The organism is Methylobacterium sp. 10 (genome assembly GCF_000519085.1).
GTDB lineage: Bacteria > Pseudomonadota > Alphaproteobacteria > Rhizobiales > Beijerinckiaceae > Methylobacterium.
In genome coordinates this window covers 2,312,393-2,326,116 of the sequence record NZ_KI912577.1, presented here as the reverse complement: position 1 = coordinate 2,326,116, position 13,724 = coordinate 2,312,393, and the positions used below count along the sequence as shown (strand labels likewise).

Genomic DNA, 13,724 nt, shown 5'->3' with positions numbered 1-13,724 from the left:
CAGTTTTGATTGACGTTTCCAGAGCCATGGACACCTTCAAGCCGCTCCTCGCGAAAGTCGCGGCCGGGTCGAGTCTCGACCGGGTGGAGGCGCGCGCGGCCTTCGATGACCTGCTCTCGGGCGAGGTGACGCCGGTCCAGGCCGGCGCCTTCCTCATCGCTCTGAAGGTGCGCGGCGAAGCCGAGGACGAGATCGTTGGCGCGGTGGAGGCCATGCGGGCGCGGATGGTGCGCGTGGCCCCGGTGCCCGGCGCCATCGACATCGTCGGCACCGGCGGCGACCATTCGGGCAGCTACAACGTCTCGACGCTTGCCGCGATCCTCACGGCGGCCTGCGGCGTGCCCGTGGCCAAGCACGGCAACCGCGCTGCGACCTCACGCTCCGGTGCGGCCGATGTCCTCGTCTCCCTCGGGGTCAGGATCGGCCTCGATCCGGAAGGGCTGGCCCGCTGCCTCGCGCAGGCGGGCCTCTGCTTCATGTTCGCCCAGACCCACCACGGCGCCATGCGCCACGTGGCGCCGGTGCGCTCTGAACTGCCGACGCGGACGATCTTCAACCTGCTCGGTCCGCTCTCGAATCCGGCCGGCGTCGAGCGCCAGCTTCTCGGCGTCTCTACTGAGGCCTGGGCCGAACCCCTGACGCGCGTCCTCGGTGAACTCGGCAGCACAAGGGTCTGGACGGTGCACGGGTCGGACGGGCTCGACGAGATCACCGTCACCGGGCCGACGCCGGTAGTCACCCTGGAGAACGGGCGGATCGGCCGCTTCACCATCGATCCGCGCGAGGTTGGCCTGCCGCTCTGGACCCTCGAGGATCTGCGCGGCGGCGATCCCGACCATAACGCGCATGCGCTGAATGCCGTCCTTGCCGGCGAGCGCAACGCCTATCGCGACATCGCCGTTCTCAATGCAGGAGCCGGCCTCGTCGTCGCCGGTGCCGCGCAGACCTTGGGCGAAGGCGTGGCGCGTGCGGCATCCGCCATCGATGATGGTGCGGCCAGAGCGACCCTCGCGTGCCTCGTGGCGGTCTCGAACACATGAAAGAGGCCCCGATGAGCGAGGCGAAACCCATGGCGGACGTCGTTGCGGCTCCGGCCATCACCGACCGGCGGGACGTGCTCGCGCGGATCGAGGCCTACAAGCGCCGCGAGATCGCCGAAGCGAAGCTGCGCGTGCCCCTCGCCAAGCTGGAGAAGCGCATCGAGAAGGCCGCGCCCGTCCGCCCCTTCGCCGACGCCATCGCCGCCCATATCGCGGAAGGGCGCCCCGCCCTCATCGCCGAGGTGAAGAAGGCCTCGCCGTCCAAGGGCCTGATCCGCGAGGATTTCGATCCGGCCGCGCTTGCGGCCGCCTACGAGGCGGGTGGCGCCACCTGTCTCTCGGTGCTCACCGACACGCCCTCCTTCCAGGGCAAGCCGGAATACCTCACCGAGGCACGCGACGCCTGTTCGCTGCCGGTGCTGCGAAAGGACTTCCTGTTCGAGCCGTACCAGGTGTTCGAGGCACGGGCCTGGGGTGCCGATTGCGTGCTGGCCATCATGGCGTGCCTCGACGACGACGAGGCGCTGGCCATCGTCGAGACCGCGCACGATCTCGGCATGGACGTGCTGGTGGAGGTGCATGACGAGGAGGAGCTCGCACGCGCCATTCCGCTGGGCACCCGGCTTCTCGGCATCAACAACCGCGACCTGAAGACCTTCGAGGTTTCCTTCGATACGGCGATCCGCGTGGCCAAAGGCGTGCCGTCCGACCGTATCGCCGTCGCCGAGAGCGGCATCACCGGCCATGCCGACGTGATCCGCCTGGAAAAGGGCGGCCTCCGCACCATCCTCGTCGGCGAGAGCCTGATGCGGGAGGCGGACGTGACCAAGGCGACGAAGCGTCTTCTGTTCGGTAAGGCCGGCAAATGAGCGCGCTCACGCATCTCGATGCGGCGGGCGCCGCCAATATGGTCGATGTCTCCGACAAGGCCGCCACCACCCGCACCGCCCGCGCCGAGGGCGTGGTGGTGATGCTTCCCGAGACCCTGCGCCTGATCCGCGAAGGCGATGCCAAGAAGGGCGACGTGATCGGCACCGCACGGCTCGCGGGCATCATGGCCTCGAAGCGCACGCATGAGCTCATCCCGCTGTGCCATCCGCTGCTGATCTCCAAGGTCCGGGTGGAATGCGAGCCGGACGACTCGCTGCCCGGCCTGCGCGTCACTGCGGAGGTCAAGGTGATCGGCCCGACAGGGGTCGAGATGGAGGCCCTCACCGCCGTCTCCGTCGCCTGCCTGACGATCTACGACATGGTGAAGGCCGCCGATCGTGGCATGCGGATCGAAGGCATTCACCTCCTCGCCAAGGATGGCGGAAAGTCCGGCTCGTACCGGGCCGAGGACGCTTCGTGAGCAAGCTCATTCCGGTGGAGGAGGCTCTCACGCGCATCCTCGCGAGTGCCGCCGAGCCGGTAGCGGCCGAGACGGTGGCGGTGGCCGAGGCTTTTGGCCGGACGCTGGCCGAGGATGTGGCCGCCCTGCGCACGCAGCCGCCCTTCCCGGCTTCCGCCATGGATGGCTATGCGGTGCGCGCCGAGGATGTCGCCACCGTTCCGGCGAGCTTGAGGCTCATCGGAATGAGTGCGGCGGGCCATGGCTTTGCCGGCACGATCGGCCCCGGCGAGACGGTACGGATCCTGACGGGGGCTCCGGTTCCGGCGGGTGCGGACACCATCCTCATCCAGGAGAACGCGGACGTCTCGGACAATGTGGTCACGGCGATGGAGACGGTGGCCGCCAAGCGCCACATCCGCGTTCCGGGCCTCGATTTCCGGTCCGGCGATCCGCTTCTGCGGGCGGGCGAGAGCCTGGATGCGCGCCGCCTCGCCCTCGCGGCGGCCGGCGGCCACGCGACCCTTTCGGTTCGTCGCAGACCGCGGGTCGCGATCCTCGCGACGGGCGACGAACTGGTGGCGCCGGGCGAACCGGCCCGCTGTGACCAGATCGTCGCCTCGAATGGACTGGCGGTGGCGAGCCTTGCTCGAGAGGCGGGCGCCGAACCGATCGATCTCGGCATCGCCGCCGACAGCCTCGAATCCCTCGAAGCGGCCCTCGGACGGGCGAGGGACGCGAAAGCCGATCTCCTCGTGACCCTCGGCGGCGCCTCCGTAGGCGATCACGACCTCGTCCAGGCGGCCCTGCATCGCGAGGGCCTCGAACTCGGCTTCTGGCGCGTCGCCCTACGCCCCGGCAAGCCGCTGATGCATGGGCGCCTCGGGCCGATGATGGTCATCGGTTTACCGGGCAACCCTGTCTCCGCCGTGGTTTGCGGCCTGCTCTTCGTGGTGCCGGCGATCCGCGCACTCCTCGGCGATCCCAAGGCTGGGGCAGACCGCAGCGAGCCTGCGATCCTCGGCGCCGACATGCCGGCCAACGATATCCGCCAGGATTACATGCGCGCCAGGGTGGAGGCGAAGTCGGGCGGCTTTCCTACGGTCTACGCCGAGACGCGCCAGGATTCCTCGATGCTCTCGGTGCTCGGCCAGTCCGAAGCGCTCCTCGTGCGCCCGCCCGGCGCTCCGGCGGCAAAGCGCGGCGACCCGTGCCGGATCATTCGGTTGGACCGGGCGCTTCTCTGATCGACGCCTGCCAGTGACCGGCTTCTACGGACCGTCGCCCTCCGGTCCGAACACGAAGTCCACGGCCTGTGCCACGACGGCCGGTTGGTAGGCATGCGGGCCATCATGTTCCACCGACGTCACGTCGTAGCCGACATCCCGCAGTTGCGCCGTATGCGCCCGCGCACTGCGATCGATGGGGATCTGCTCGTCCCGCGTCCCGTGCGAGATGAAGATGCGCGGTGACCCGGATTGCAGGTGGACGGACAGGAACCCCGCCGACGACACGATGAGGTGGGTGACCACATGGCCGTTGGCGAGGCCGGCGGAGAGGGCGTAACTGCCCCCATCGGAATGGCCGGCGAAGACGATGTGCAACGGGTCGAGCATGAAGCGCGACGCGACGTCGGTCAAAGCGAGGTCGAGCCGTTCGCGGTCGGGCCCATGACCGCCGATGACGAGATCCCAGGTCGGAAACAGGGATTGCGGGGCGAGAAGCAGAAAGCCGCGCGCCGCTGCATGCGCCTCGAGCATGGGTAGGATTTTCTCGGCGCTGCCGCCTCCGCCATGGAAGAGCACGACCAGCGGCGTCGGACGGCGCGGATCGATCCCCGGCGGCACGATCAACAAGGCATCGCGCTCGTCGAAGAGGCCGAGCCGATGCCGACCGGGGGGAAGCGGTTCCACGCTCGGAAAGCGATGCGCGAAGGTGAGCCGCCCAGCGAGGCGTGGATCGATCATGCGGTGAACCTCACGGACAGCAGGTTTTGTGGTGCGCTATTCCGGCTTGGCCTCGGCCGCCGGCTTGATCTTCAGCTGGTCGATGATCCACAGCCAGCCACCATCGTCCTGCAGCCGCGCCGTCTCCACCGAGACCGTCCCGTTCGGCAGGCGGGCGAAGGTCATCGCGATCGCCCCGTTGCGGATGCTGGGCAGCGCTTCCGCGGCTGGGAACTCGGAGCGACGGGCGAGAAGGTCTGTGTAGAAGGCACGGATGTCCTGCTGCCCCGTTGCCACGACCTTGCCGGCGGCGAGCACGGCATCCTGTTCGTAGAGAGCGACCAATCCCTCCACATCGCCGGCATTGGCCCGCTCGTTGAAGAGACGGGCAAGATCTTCCGGTGATTGCGCACGCGCGTGTTCCATGGCGTTTCCTTCCTCTCATAAGGCTATTTCAACAGCGTTCCGTCTGAATCGCGCACCGCGACGGTGACGGGAATCCCCACCTTGACGCTCTCGGAAACGGTGCAGAAGCGCTCGAACTGTTCGAGAACCTGATCGAGGCGCGGCATCGTGCCTGCGGGAGCGCCAAGCGCGATTCCGACCTCGATCCCGCTGATCCTGAGGCGGCCCTCAGGATTGCGCTCCACGCGAAAGCTCGATCGTGCGGCGAGCCCAGGGGCGTCCTGTTTGAACTTGCCCAGAGCGAAGACGAGGCTGGCGCATAGGCAGTTGGTGACGCCCGCGACCAGGATCTGCTCTGGGAAAGGCCCCTCCCCCCTGCCATAAGGCGGCGCCTCATCGACGGCGAGGTTCGGGAAGGCTTCCCCGAAATCGATCTCGAATCGATAACCCTCGATCTGCCTGATCGTAATGCTGCCGTCACTGTCCATCCGGGACGCCTCCTCGAAACTCGCTTGTCCGCCGCATGCGAGGCATGGCGGGAAGGCAACGATCCGAGAGCGAGGGCAGGTTCCATTTCATCCGCCACTCCAGCACCCGTGTTGACAGCTAGCGATCATTGGCATACCAAATACCAACAGTAGACGCACAGAAAAAGCAAGTGCGCGGAACATCTCTCGGGCGGGGTTTGACCTTTCCGTGAAATGGAGGAAGCGATTACAATGATGCATCGCAGCATTCGCACCCGCAACATGTCTTGGGCTAAAGCCGGTCCTACGACGACGACTTCCGGCTTGGCGCCGCATAGCCACGGCAAAACGGTCCATCGCGCCTGACGGCCGGGTCTGCCGGCGAAGTCGATGAACACAGTTTCAACCGAAGACGCGAAGCAAGCCATGTCGGACCAGGCTATTCCCGCCAGCATCGACGTTTCGCAACTGGTGGAATCCGCCGGAGATGCCATCGTCGTCTCCGATGCCGACGGGGCCATCATCGTCTGGAACGCGTCGGCGGAGCGGATCTTCGGGTTCTCGTCATCCGAGGCGCTCGGCCAATCCCTCGACCTGATCACCCCCGAACGCCAGCGCCAGCGTCACTGGGATGGTTACGCCAAGACGATGCGGACCGGCATCACCCGCTACGGCACCGAGGTGCTGCGGGTGCCGGCACTCCACAAGGACGGGCGATCGCTCTCGATCGCCTTCACCGTCGGCCTCCTCCACGGCCCCGACGGTACTGTGACCGGTATCCTCGCCATCATCCGCGATGAGACCCGGCGCTGGAACGACGAACGCCAGATGCGCAAACGTCTGAGTGAGCTCGAAAGCGCCGCCACTTGAGTGGTGGCGCGCAGATCCAAGGTTTCGCCAGACTACAGGCCAACACGAGTTCCGGATCAGAACCGGACATTCGAACTATCCGATCCATTATCGTTGCATGACGATCGAAAGGGAGAACGTCGAGATGAGCAAGCCGCTTGAAGGCACCAAGATCATCGATTTCACGCACGTCCAGGCAGGCCCCGCCTGCACGCAGCTTCTCGCCTGGTTCGGTGCCGACGTGATCAAGGTCGAGCGTCCCGGCTCCGGCGACGTGACACGCAACCAGCTTCGCCACGTGGAGGATGCCGACGCGCTCTACTTCACCATGCTCAACTCCAACAAGCGTTCGCTGACGCTGGACACCAAGACCCCCGAGGGTAAGGAAGTCCTCGAGACCCTCATCAAGCAATCCGACGTCATGGTCGAGAATTTCGGACCCGGTGCCCTTGATCGCATGGGCTTCTCCTGGGCTCGCATCCAGGAACTCAACCCGGGCATGATCCTGGCCTCGGTGAAGGGCTTCTCGGACGGCCACCATTACGAGGACCTGAAGGTTTACGAGAACGTGGCCCAGTGCGCCGGCGGCGCCGCCTCCACCACCGGCTTCTGGGACGGCCCCCCCACCGTGAGCGCCGCAGCCCTCGGCGATTCCAACACCGGCATGCATCTGGCCATCGGCATCCTCACGGCGCTCCACCAGAAGAACAAGACCGGCAAGGGCCAGAAGGTCGCCGTGTCGATGCAGGATTCGGTGCTGAACCTCTGCCGCGTGAAGCTGCGCGACCAGCAGCGCCTCGACGCCCTCGGCTACCTCGAGGAATACCCCCAGTACCCGCACGGCGAGTTCACCGATGTGGTGCCGCGCGGCGGTAATGCCGGCGGCGGTGGCCAGCCGGGCTGGGTGCTGAAGTGCAAGGGCTGGGAGACCGACCCCAACGCCTACATCTACTTCACCATCCAAGGTCATGCCTGGGCCCCGATCTGCAAGGCGATCGGCCGTGAGGAGTGGATCGACGATCCGGCGTACAACACCGCCCGTGCGCGCCAGGACAAGATCATGGACATCTTCGGCACGATCGAGGAATGGCTCGCCGACAAGACCAAGTTCGAGGCCGTCGACATCCTGCGCAAGTTCGACATCCCGTGCTCGCCGGTCCTGTCGATGAAGGAGCTCTCGGTCGATCCGTCGCTCCGCGCCAGCGGCACCATCGTCGAGGTCCAGCACCCGAAGCTCGGCACGTACCTGACCGTCGGCAGCCCGATCAAATTCTCGGACATGCCGGTGGAGATCAAGTCCTCGCCACTGCTCGGCGAGCATACCGACGAGGTCCTGCTCGACCTGGGCTACACGCAGCAGCAGATCGAGCGGCTGCATCAGGCGCACGCGGTCTGAGGCGGATACGCCGCGGCCCGTCCCAGGACGGGCCGCGGAATCGAATGAAACGGCGTGCCGCAGGGCGCGCCGTTTTCGTTTGGGGTCGGACCGGGCCGGCCTATACTCATGGCCGCCCGTGACGGCGCTCGGCGATCGGCTGGCCCTGTCCAAGTGAAGGATCTACGGGCTGGAACCCGAGGCTTCCCGCCACAACGACGTCCTCAAACGCCGCAGGTCGGCTGCGAGGATCAGCCGATGGATCGGCGCGACCAGCACCATGTAGGGCCGACCGAAGGCATTGTGGATGACGACCGACGACGTGATCGTGAGACGATGGCCGGAAGTCGCGAGACAGATCATGATGTCGAGGCTGCGGTCCCGCGCAGTGAGGACCAGCATATCCAGCGCGCTACGTTCCACGAGGAAGAAGTCCAGCTTGTCGCCCTCGCAGACATGCAGCCGTCGCTCTCCTAAAAATCCGTTGGTAGCCTTCACGCCGAAGCGCGCCGCGATCGCATCCCTCACGCGAAAGGCGAACGCCATGAGCGGTCGCGGTTCTGATAGCAGACCTCGATGAGCCTGACTCATTGAGGTCTGCCCGCGCGACGGCGCGGCGGCGGTCGTCCGCCGGACCTCACTGCCTCTGACCTATGGGTCAGGGGCAGTGAGACTTGGTATGAGGTAATGACATTCCAGGCGTGGATCGGTGTCACTGCCGAGGAGAGTACGACCGATCGCGTGTCGTCATAATCGAACTGATCGCGTAGGCGCAGAATGCGAACCGGCGGGTCGGCAGCCAAGCGCTCTCTTGCATCTCATCGGTGGGACAGCCTTGGCATGACCGGCGTGGAGAGTCGGCTCGGTTGATCGGCGGAACGAGGGCGGCCTCAGTCATTCCGGGTCCGGTAGCCGTGCGGTTTATCCCCCGAAGGAGGCGGTGCGGCCCTGCTGCCCTGCGATGGGAAGGGAATCCGGGAGGCCGTGGGGCGGGTTATCCAGCGTCGCTGCGGTTTTCTCCTCAGCCGCGAGGGCCTCGTAGGGGAGCCAGCCGGCGAAGGGTTCCAGATTGTCCGGTCCGACCGGGCGGTACCAGCGCCAGACCTGCCGGGCCGCGCTCGGGGCGTACCAGCGGCCGGGGCGGCCCTCGGCGAGGATCGGGCCGAGTGTGAGGTGGTCGAGCCAGATCCGCTCGACGATCTGAGGGGCCGTGTGCATCGGGCGCCAGGTCGGCGGCATCGGACATCTCCTGCGGGGGCGATCACGGGGAGCTGAAACGGGCGCGGGGGCCAGGACTTGGCGTCCGGCCCCCGCGCTCTGTCATGGTCGGTGGCTCAGGCCGGGATCAGGCCGTGACCACGCGGGGAGCCGGCTTGGTCTCGTCGGAAACGGCCAGCGCCTGGGCCACCACCCGCTTGCGCCATGGCTTCAGCACGCCGATGGCGAGGAGGGATGCGAGGATGTTGGCGCCGGCGGCGACGAGGAAGACGCCGTCCCAGCTGTTGGTGGCCTGCTGGAGATAGTTCGCCACGGGCACGAGGAGGGCGGCGGTGCCCTTCGCGGTGTAGAGCAGACCGGCATTGGTGGCGGCGAACTTGGTGCCGAAGGTGTCGGTGCAGGTGGAGGGGAAGAGGGAGTAGATCTCGCCCCAGGCGAAGAACACGAAGCCGGAGAGCAGGACGAACCACAGCGGGTCGTGGCCCCAGAGGTAGAGCATGTAGATGCCGAAGCCTTCCATGGCGAAGGCGATGAACATGGTGTTCTCGCGGCCGATCTTGTCGGAGACCCATCCGAAGAACGGGCGGGTGAGGCCGTTGAGGACGCGGTCGATGGTGGCGGCGAAGGTGATGGCGACCATGGTGATGCCCATGATGGTGACGGGCACCTTGTCGACGCCGATATCGGAGGCGATGGGCTTGAGGTTGGCGGTGATCATCAGGCCGCCGGCGCCGACGATGACGAACATGAAGTACATGAGCCAGAAGATCGGCTGGCGTGCGACTTCGCCGGGGGTGTAGTTGCGCCGGGTCTGGATGATGTTGGCGTTGGCCACGACCTCCGGCACCTGGCCCTTCTTCGGCGAGGTGAAGAAGAAGGCGAGCGCGCAGACGACGAGGCCCTGGCCGATGCCGAAGTTGAAGAAGGCGGCCTGGAAGCCGTGATCGGCGATCATCCACTGGATCGGGGCGACGGTCAGCGCCGAGCCGGCGCCGAAGCCTGCGGCGATGATGCCGGCGGCGAGCCCGCGCTTGTCGGGGAACCATTTCAGGGCCGAGCCGACGCAGGTGCCGTAGACGGCGCCCGCACCGATGCCGGCGACGACCTGGCCGAGATAGAACATGTTGAGCGAGGCGGCGTAGGAGTTGATGACCCAGCCGATGCCGCAGAGCGCGCCGCCGAACAGCACCACCACGCGCGGGCCGTACTTGTCCACGAACCAGCCCTCGATCGGGACCAGCCAGGTCTCGAACAGCACGAACAGGGTGAAGGCCCACTGGATCGCCGCCCGGTCGAAGCCGAACTTCTTCTGGATGTCGGGGACGAAGAACGTCCAGCCGTATTGCAGGTTGGCGATCATCACCATGCAGATCACCCCGATCACCAGCTGACCCCAGCGGTATCCATCGGATACCCGCTCGGTCGTTGTTTCCGCCCTCGTCATTGCGTCCTCCACGTTGTTCTATTGTGCATCATTCGAGGCATTGGAGCCGGTTGACCGGCATCCGGTCTTGGAGAAAGCCAGCCCTTGGCGCTGCCGGCGTTCTGGTATGTGGAATACCAGCCTCTCTCGGACGTGTCGGCTCGTCAAGAGAGAGATGCAGAAAAATCGATTCCGCAATGCAGCAAACGGGGATTATTTTCAATAAGTCATCAAATCAAGCAATGTTTGATGCGAGCCATGCAATGCAAACAGTACTAATGGGTAAACACCACTCTGCTATGCCCATGCGCGCATACTACGTCCGACACAAGCCGAAGCCGCTCTACGCCCGGATCAGAGCCATAAAACTTTTCGTATACTGGAAAAGGCCGTACCGGGCGGTGGATCCGTCCACGCACATTGACCCTGCACCGGGGCTCTCCGGCGTGGCCCCGACCAGGCGATGCCCATCAATGGCATTGAGGCAGCCGCTCTTCCCGGCCCAGCCACCGGCACCATAGTTCTATTTATTCCGTTGACAACAGGTATTCTGCATACCAGAGTCTTCGTCCAACAAGCGATCCCTGAGGGAGGCGACTCCATGGCAGCCAGCCAGTGGACCGGCAATGGTGCAGGCCGCCTGCAATACGTCCGAATGGATCGTTCGGCGCGGGACGCATTGCGGTTGCTGCGCAGCCCTGGCGTCGACGCCCTCGTGGTGATCGACGGCGACCGTGCCACTGATGGCGCCATCATCGGAATCGTCACCGAACGTGACATCTTCCGTGCCATGGCGGTGCACGGTCTCGAAGCCCTCGACAACCTCGTTTGGATGCTGGCGAAAGAGGATTTCACCTCCGTTGACGTCGGAATGTCCCAGGCCGACAGACTGAAACAGTTCTGCGCCCACAAGACCGATCATATCGCGGTGACGGATGGTTTCGTGCTGACGTCGGTCCAGAGCATCTGGAACTGCCTCGATGAGGTGTCCGGAGCCGGTGGACCGGCTCAGGCCTGATCATGAGCGCGTATTCGGCGCCGATATCCTGACCGACGCACAATCGTAGAGCCTCGTGGCATAGACTAGATTACGCGCAATCGATCTCGGCGTTACAGCATCGCATTGCAAAACAATCGTATCGCAACCGCAGGACAAGATATCCCGCACGTGATCATTGACCTACAAGCGTTTTGCATTCAAAATTTATCCAAGATACCTCGGCGTTTCGGCCTTCAAGCGAGGCGCGATTCAAGCCGGGTATCGAGGCAGGGAGACGCTACGGGACCGTGCCGGTCGGCAACAGACCGGCCCTGCGCATCTCGTGGACAACAGGGTTAGCAGCGATGCGTTACTTGGCCATTCTAGAATGTCCCGTCATTTTTAGCGGTGAATCCCCCAATGGGATGACCAGCATGGACATGTGTCCTTCGGCCGGCATCACGCGCGGTCTCATCAGCCGACATGTCAAAGTGATTGATTCGAGGGTCATTGCCGTCTGCATCTGGCAGAGCGAGTTCTGCGCCAAGCTGTTCTTCGACGCGGATTGGTACGAGAAGGCGGGAGTCCTTTGGGGAGACCGCTATCAGCTGCGGCTCGAGGCCATCGACGAGGCAGCTGTCGCGTAAGCTCAGGCGAACTGGGCTTCTTTAAAACGCCCGGCCGCCAGCGAAGTTGCTGAATCTCGGAGCGGTCGGTCATGTCCATTCCGGATAGCAAGGTCGCGGATCTGGCTGAACCAAGGCCGCCAGAACAATACGGCCCTTGGAATCCAGGGCTCGAATCGAACCTGCCCAGGGCGTTCCTCGCACTGGAAACGATCTTCCGACCGGACAATGTCGAAACGACCCTCGCAGACGCTCGCGAGATGATGGACGTCAGCGGGATTCCGCTGACGCAGCTGGTGCGGTTCCGGGCAGAGCGCCTCGTCGTCCACGAGGTCCTCATCCGCGTCATGGCCGACCTGTCGGTGCCGGTCGGCCGGACCTATGGCGATCTCGGAGTCAATTTCCGCGCCATGGTCGGCGCAATCCTGCGCGACGGAGTCGCGTCTCATGAGGACGAGATCTTTGGCCTGCTCGACCGGGTCCGGAGCGAGGCAGCCCAGATCCTCGACCGAGAACTCTCCGCGATGTTCGTGCCCAGAGGTCCGGGGGAATCGGTCGCGAGACGGCCATCCTTGTGGCGGACCATCCTCGGATCGCCGAAGCCCTCAAGGGGCCACAAGGAGGTCGGGACACCGGAGCACCTGGCTCTGCTGCATCTCGACGCTTGGCAGGCACGATGTACGACGTCGTCTGCCCCCCTCGAAGCGGCGGCCTGCGCGGCTTTGCGGTACGTGGTAACGAACATCGTCAGCCGGCGCGGTTTTCTCATCCGCGACAAGACAATCCTCTCACGTCTCGCCTGCACGCTCGTTTCGAACCAGTACGGCAGTAGCCGGATCGGACATGCGATCGAGCCATGGGTTCGCGACGTCGTCGCCAGCGAGGGCTATCGTGTGTTGAAGGCCCAGACCCGGCCGGTGGTGATGAACGTCAAGGGTGCCTCTGCATCGGGCAAGAGCACGATCCGGCCTTATCAGCGAGCGCTCGCCGGGCGGCTCGGGCTCGATGGATCGGATTTCGCGGTGATCACGCCCGACGTCTGGCGCAAATTCCTTCTCGATTACGACAGCCTCGGTCCGGCGCGGCGCTATGCCGGGACCCTGACCGGGCGAGAGGTCGAGATCATCGATCGCAAGCTTGACAGGCATATGGCGGTCAAGGCTGCCGAAGGCCGCATCTCGCACCTCCTCATCGACCGGTTTCGGTTCGATAGCTTCACCGTCGATCCTGGCGCCGAGAGCGGCAGCCAGCTCCTCACCCGCTTCGGTCACAGCGTCTACATGCAATTCATGATCACGCCGCCGGAGGCGACGGTGGAGCGGGCATGGAAGCGCGGCGAACAATTTGGCCGCTACAAAGCGGTGGAGGATCTGCTCGCCCACAATGTCGAAGCCTATACCGGCATGCCGCGCCTGTTTTTCACCTGGGCCCTGAGGACGGACAAGCAGGTCCATTTCGAGTTTCTCGACAACAGCGTGCCGGAGGGTGAGCGACCGAGAACGATTGCCTTCGGCATCAACGGCACGATGACCATTCTCGATCTGAAATTCATCTTCGACATCGACCGGTACCGCAAGATCGATGTCTCCGCGCGGTCGGCCGACGAGGTCTATGCCGCCGCCGGCTCGATGGATGCTCGGCAGAACATGAGCTTCCTGCGCGACTGCGTTCGCCGGATGACAACGATCCGATTTGCCGATCACGGAACGGGGCGGGTCTATGCTCGTCTCGAACGCGGCAGCCTGACCCACCTTGCCGCGGACGTCGTTTCACGCGCAGCTGAGAACCCTGAGCTGCACGCGGCCTTGGCCGTCATGGGTGTAGCGGACCAGTGTTCGGCCCTCGCGGAACCAGGAGAATGGCTACGACCGGAGGACACACATACGTTGGGCCGATGGGGCAACGCGGCCACGTTCTGACTATCCGCGAGTGAATGCTCGTCAGTCCTGCAAGCACATGAGAGGGTGTCTTGCACGAATGCGCCTAACGCTGGCTTTCGGCCGCCACCGATCTCGCTATGCATCTACGACATGTCTGGTCGAAGGAATGTGATATATCAGTTTGCG

14 protein-coding genes and 1 pseudogene are annotated in these 13,724 nt (G+C 64.8%); 9 read left to right on the top strand and 6 right to left on the bottom strand.

Annotated elements, in window-relative coordinates; genetic code table 11:
* The first annotated feature begins 26 nt into the window (after nt 1-26).
* From trpD to glp, 4 genes are read left to right on the top strand one after another with little or no spacing between them, the layout of a single operon-like run.
* Nucleotides 27-1,040, top strand: a complete 1,014-nt coding sequence (gene trpD, locus K368_RS0110685; protein ID WP_027172407.1) for an anthranilate phosphoribosyltransferase — start codon at nt 27-29, stop codon at nt 1,038-1,040.
* Nucleotides 1,041-1,051: 11 nt separating this feature from the next.
* Nucleotides 1,052-1,909 (top strand): indole-3-glycerol phosphate synthase TrpC, encoded by an 858-nt coding sequence (trpC, locus tag K368_RS0110680; protein ID WP_027172406.1) that lies wholly within the window; start codon nt 1,052-1,054, stop codon nt 1,907-1,909.
* A complete protein-coding gene (moaC, locus tag K368_RS0110675; RefSeq protein ID WP_027172405.1) occupies nt 1,906-2,391 on the top strand; it encodes a cyclic pyranopterin monophosphate synthase MoaC in 486 nt (161 codons plus the stop codon). The genes trpC and moaC overlap by 4 nt, the downstream gene beginning before the upstream one ends.
* Complete coding sequence (gene glp, locus K368_RS0110670) at nt 2,388-3,617, top strand: gephyrin-like molybdotransferase Glp (RefSeq protein WP_027172404.1); 1,230 nt, start codon at nt 2,388-2,390, stop codon at nt 3,615-3,617. Before moaC ends, glp begins: the two co-directional genes overlap by 4 nt.
* A 24-nt stretch (nt 3,618-3,641) precedes the next feature.
* Here glp and K368_RS0110665 read toward each other — a convergent pair whose 3' ends face one another.
* The 3 genes from K368_RS0110665 to K368_RS0110655 are packed head-to-tail and all read right to left on the bottom strand — an operon-like array spanning nt 3,642 to nt 5,209.
* A complete protein-coding gene (locus K368_RS0110665; protein ID WP_027172403.1) occupies nt 3,642-4,337 on the bottom strand; it encodes a hypothetical protein in 696 nt (231 codons plus the stop codon).
* A gap of 36 nt (nt 4,338-4,373) precedes the next feature.
* A complete protein-coding gene (locus tag K368_RS0110660) occupies nt 4,374-4,742 on the bottom strand; it encodes a ketosteroid isomerase family protein (RefSeq protein ID WP_027172402.1) in 369 nt (122 codons plus the stop codon).
* Between the two features lie 23 nt (nt 4,743-4,765).
* Nucleotides 4,766-5,209: an OsmC family protein gene (locus K368_RS0110655; protein ID WP_027172401.1), complete on the bottom strand. Its 444-nt coding sequence runs from the start codon at nt 5,207-5,209 to the stop codon at nt 4,766-4,768.
* A gap of 405 nt (nt 5,210-5,614) precedes the next feature.
* Here K368_RS0110655 and K368_RS0110650 point away from each other — a divergent pair, with 405 nt between their 5' ends.
* On the top strand, nt 5,615-6,058 hold the full coding sequence (locus K368_RS0110650) for a PAS domain S-box protein (RefSeq protein WP_036266184.1): 444 nt from the start codon (nt 5,615-5,617) through the stop codon (nt 6,056-6,058).
* A gap of 124 nt (nt 6,059-6,182) precedes the next feature.
* Nucleotides 6,183-7,433 (top strand): formyl-CoA transferase, encoded by a 1,251-nt coding sequence (gene frc, locus K368_RS0110645; RefSeq protein ID WP_027172399.1) that lies wholly within the window; start codon nt 6,183-6,185, stop codon nt 7,431-7,433.
* 162 nt (nt 7,434-7,595) lie between these two features.
* Here the strand turns inward: frc and K368_RS24340 are convergent.
* The 3 genes and pseudogenes from K368_RS24340 to oxlT form a co-directional block, all read right to left on the bottom strand.
* Nucleotides 7,596-8,012 (bottom strand): annotated as a pseudogene (locus K368_RS24340) (DUF2867 domain-containing protein); the annotation flags it as partial.
* A 321-nt stretch (nt 8,013-8,333) separates the two neighbouring features.
* A complete protein-coding gene (locus K368_RS0110635; RefSeq protein ID WP_027172398.1) occupies nt 8,334-8,651 on the bottom strand; it encodes a hypothetical protein in 318 nt (105 codons plus the stop codon).
* A 106-nt stretch (nt 8,652-8,757) separates the two neighbouring features.
* Nucleotides 8,758-10,074: an oxalate/formate MFS antiporter gene (oxlT, locus tag K368_RS0110630; RefSeq protein WP_027172397.1), complete on the bottom strand. Its 1,317-nt coding sequence runs from the start codon at nt 10,072-10,074 to the stop codon at nt 8,758-8,760.
* Between the two features lie 442 nt (nt 10,075-10,516).
* Here oxlT and K368_RS0110625 point away from each other — a divergent pair, with 442 nt between their 5' ends.
* The 3 genes from K368_RS0110625 (at nt 10,517) to K368_RS0110615 (ending at nt 13,577) form a co-directional block, all read left to right on the top strand.
* Complete coding sequence (locus tag K368_RS0110625) at nt 10,517-11,071, top strand: CBS domain-containing protein (protein ID WP_245259557.1); 555 nt, start codon at nt 10,517-10,519, stop codon at nt 11,069-11,071.
* Between the two features lie 269 nt (nt 11,072-11,340).
* Nucleotides 11,341-11,679, top strand: coding sequence for a hypothetical protein (locus K368_RS0110620; RefSeq protein WP_227440675.1), 339 nt, complete (start codon nt 11,341-11,343; stop codon nt 11,677-11,679).
* A gap of 71 nt (nt 11,680-11,750) precedes the next feature.
* Nucleotides 11,751-13,577: a hypothetical protein gene (locus K368_RS0110615; protein ID WP_051439835.1), complete on the top strand. Its 1,827-nt coding sequence runs from the start codon at nt 11,751-11,753 to the stop codon at nt 13,575-13,577.
* Nucleotides 13,578-13,724: the final 147 nt, after the last annotated feature.

Coding starts and splice junctions, on each gene's coding strand:
- trpD (WP_027172407.1), top strand. CDS start 27: ATGGACACCTTCAAGCCGCTCCTCGCGAAAGTCGCGGCCGGGTCGAGT.
- trpC (WP_027172406.1), top strand. CDS start 1,052: ATGAGCGAGGCGAAACCCATGGCGGACGTCGTTGCGGCTCCGGCCATC.
- moaC (WP_027172405.1), top strand. CDS start 1,906: ATGAGCGCGCTCACGCATCTCGATGCGGCGGGCGCCGCCAATATGGTC.
- K368_RS0110665 (WP_027172403.1), bottom strand. CDS start 4,337: ATGATCGATCCACGCCTCGCTGGGCGGCTCACCTTCGCGCATCGCTTT.
- K368_RS0110660 (WP_027172402.1), bottom strand. CDS start 4,742: ATGGAACACGCGCGTGCGCAATCACCGGAAGATCTTGCCCGTCTCTTC.
- K368_RS0110655 (WP_027172401.1), bottom strand. CDS start 5,209: ATGGACAGTGACGGCAGCATTACGATCAGGCAGATCGAGGGTTATCGA.
- K368_RS0110650 (WP_036266184.1), top strand. CDS start 5,615: ATGTCGGACCAGGCTATTCCCGCCAGCATCGACGTTTCGCAACTGGTG.
- frc (WP_027172399.1), top strand. CDS start 6,183: ATGAGCAAGCCGCTTGAAGGCACCAAGATCATCGATTTCACGCACGTC.
- K368_RS0110635 (WP_027172398.1), bottom strand. CDS start 8,651: ATGCCGCCGACCTGGCGCCCGATGCACACGGCCCCTCAGATCGTCGAG.
- oxlT (WP_027172397.1), bottom strand. CDS start 10,074: ATGACGAGGGCGGAAACAACGACCGAGCGGGTATCCGATGGATACCGC.
- K368_RS0110625 (WP_245259557.1), top strand. CDS start 10,517: ATGCCCATCAATGGCATTGAGGCAGCCGCTCTTCCCGGCCCAGCCACC.
- K368_RS0110615 (WP_051439835.1), top strand. CDS start 11,751: ATGTCCATTCCGGATAGCAAGGTCGCGGATCTGGCTGAACCAAGGCCG.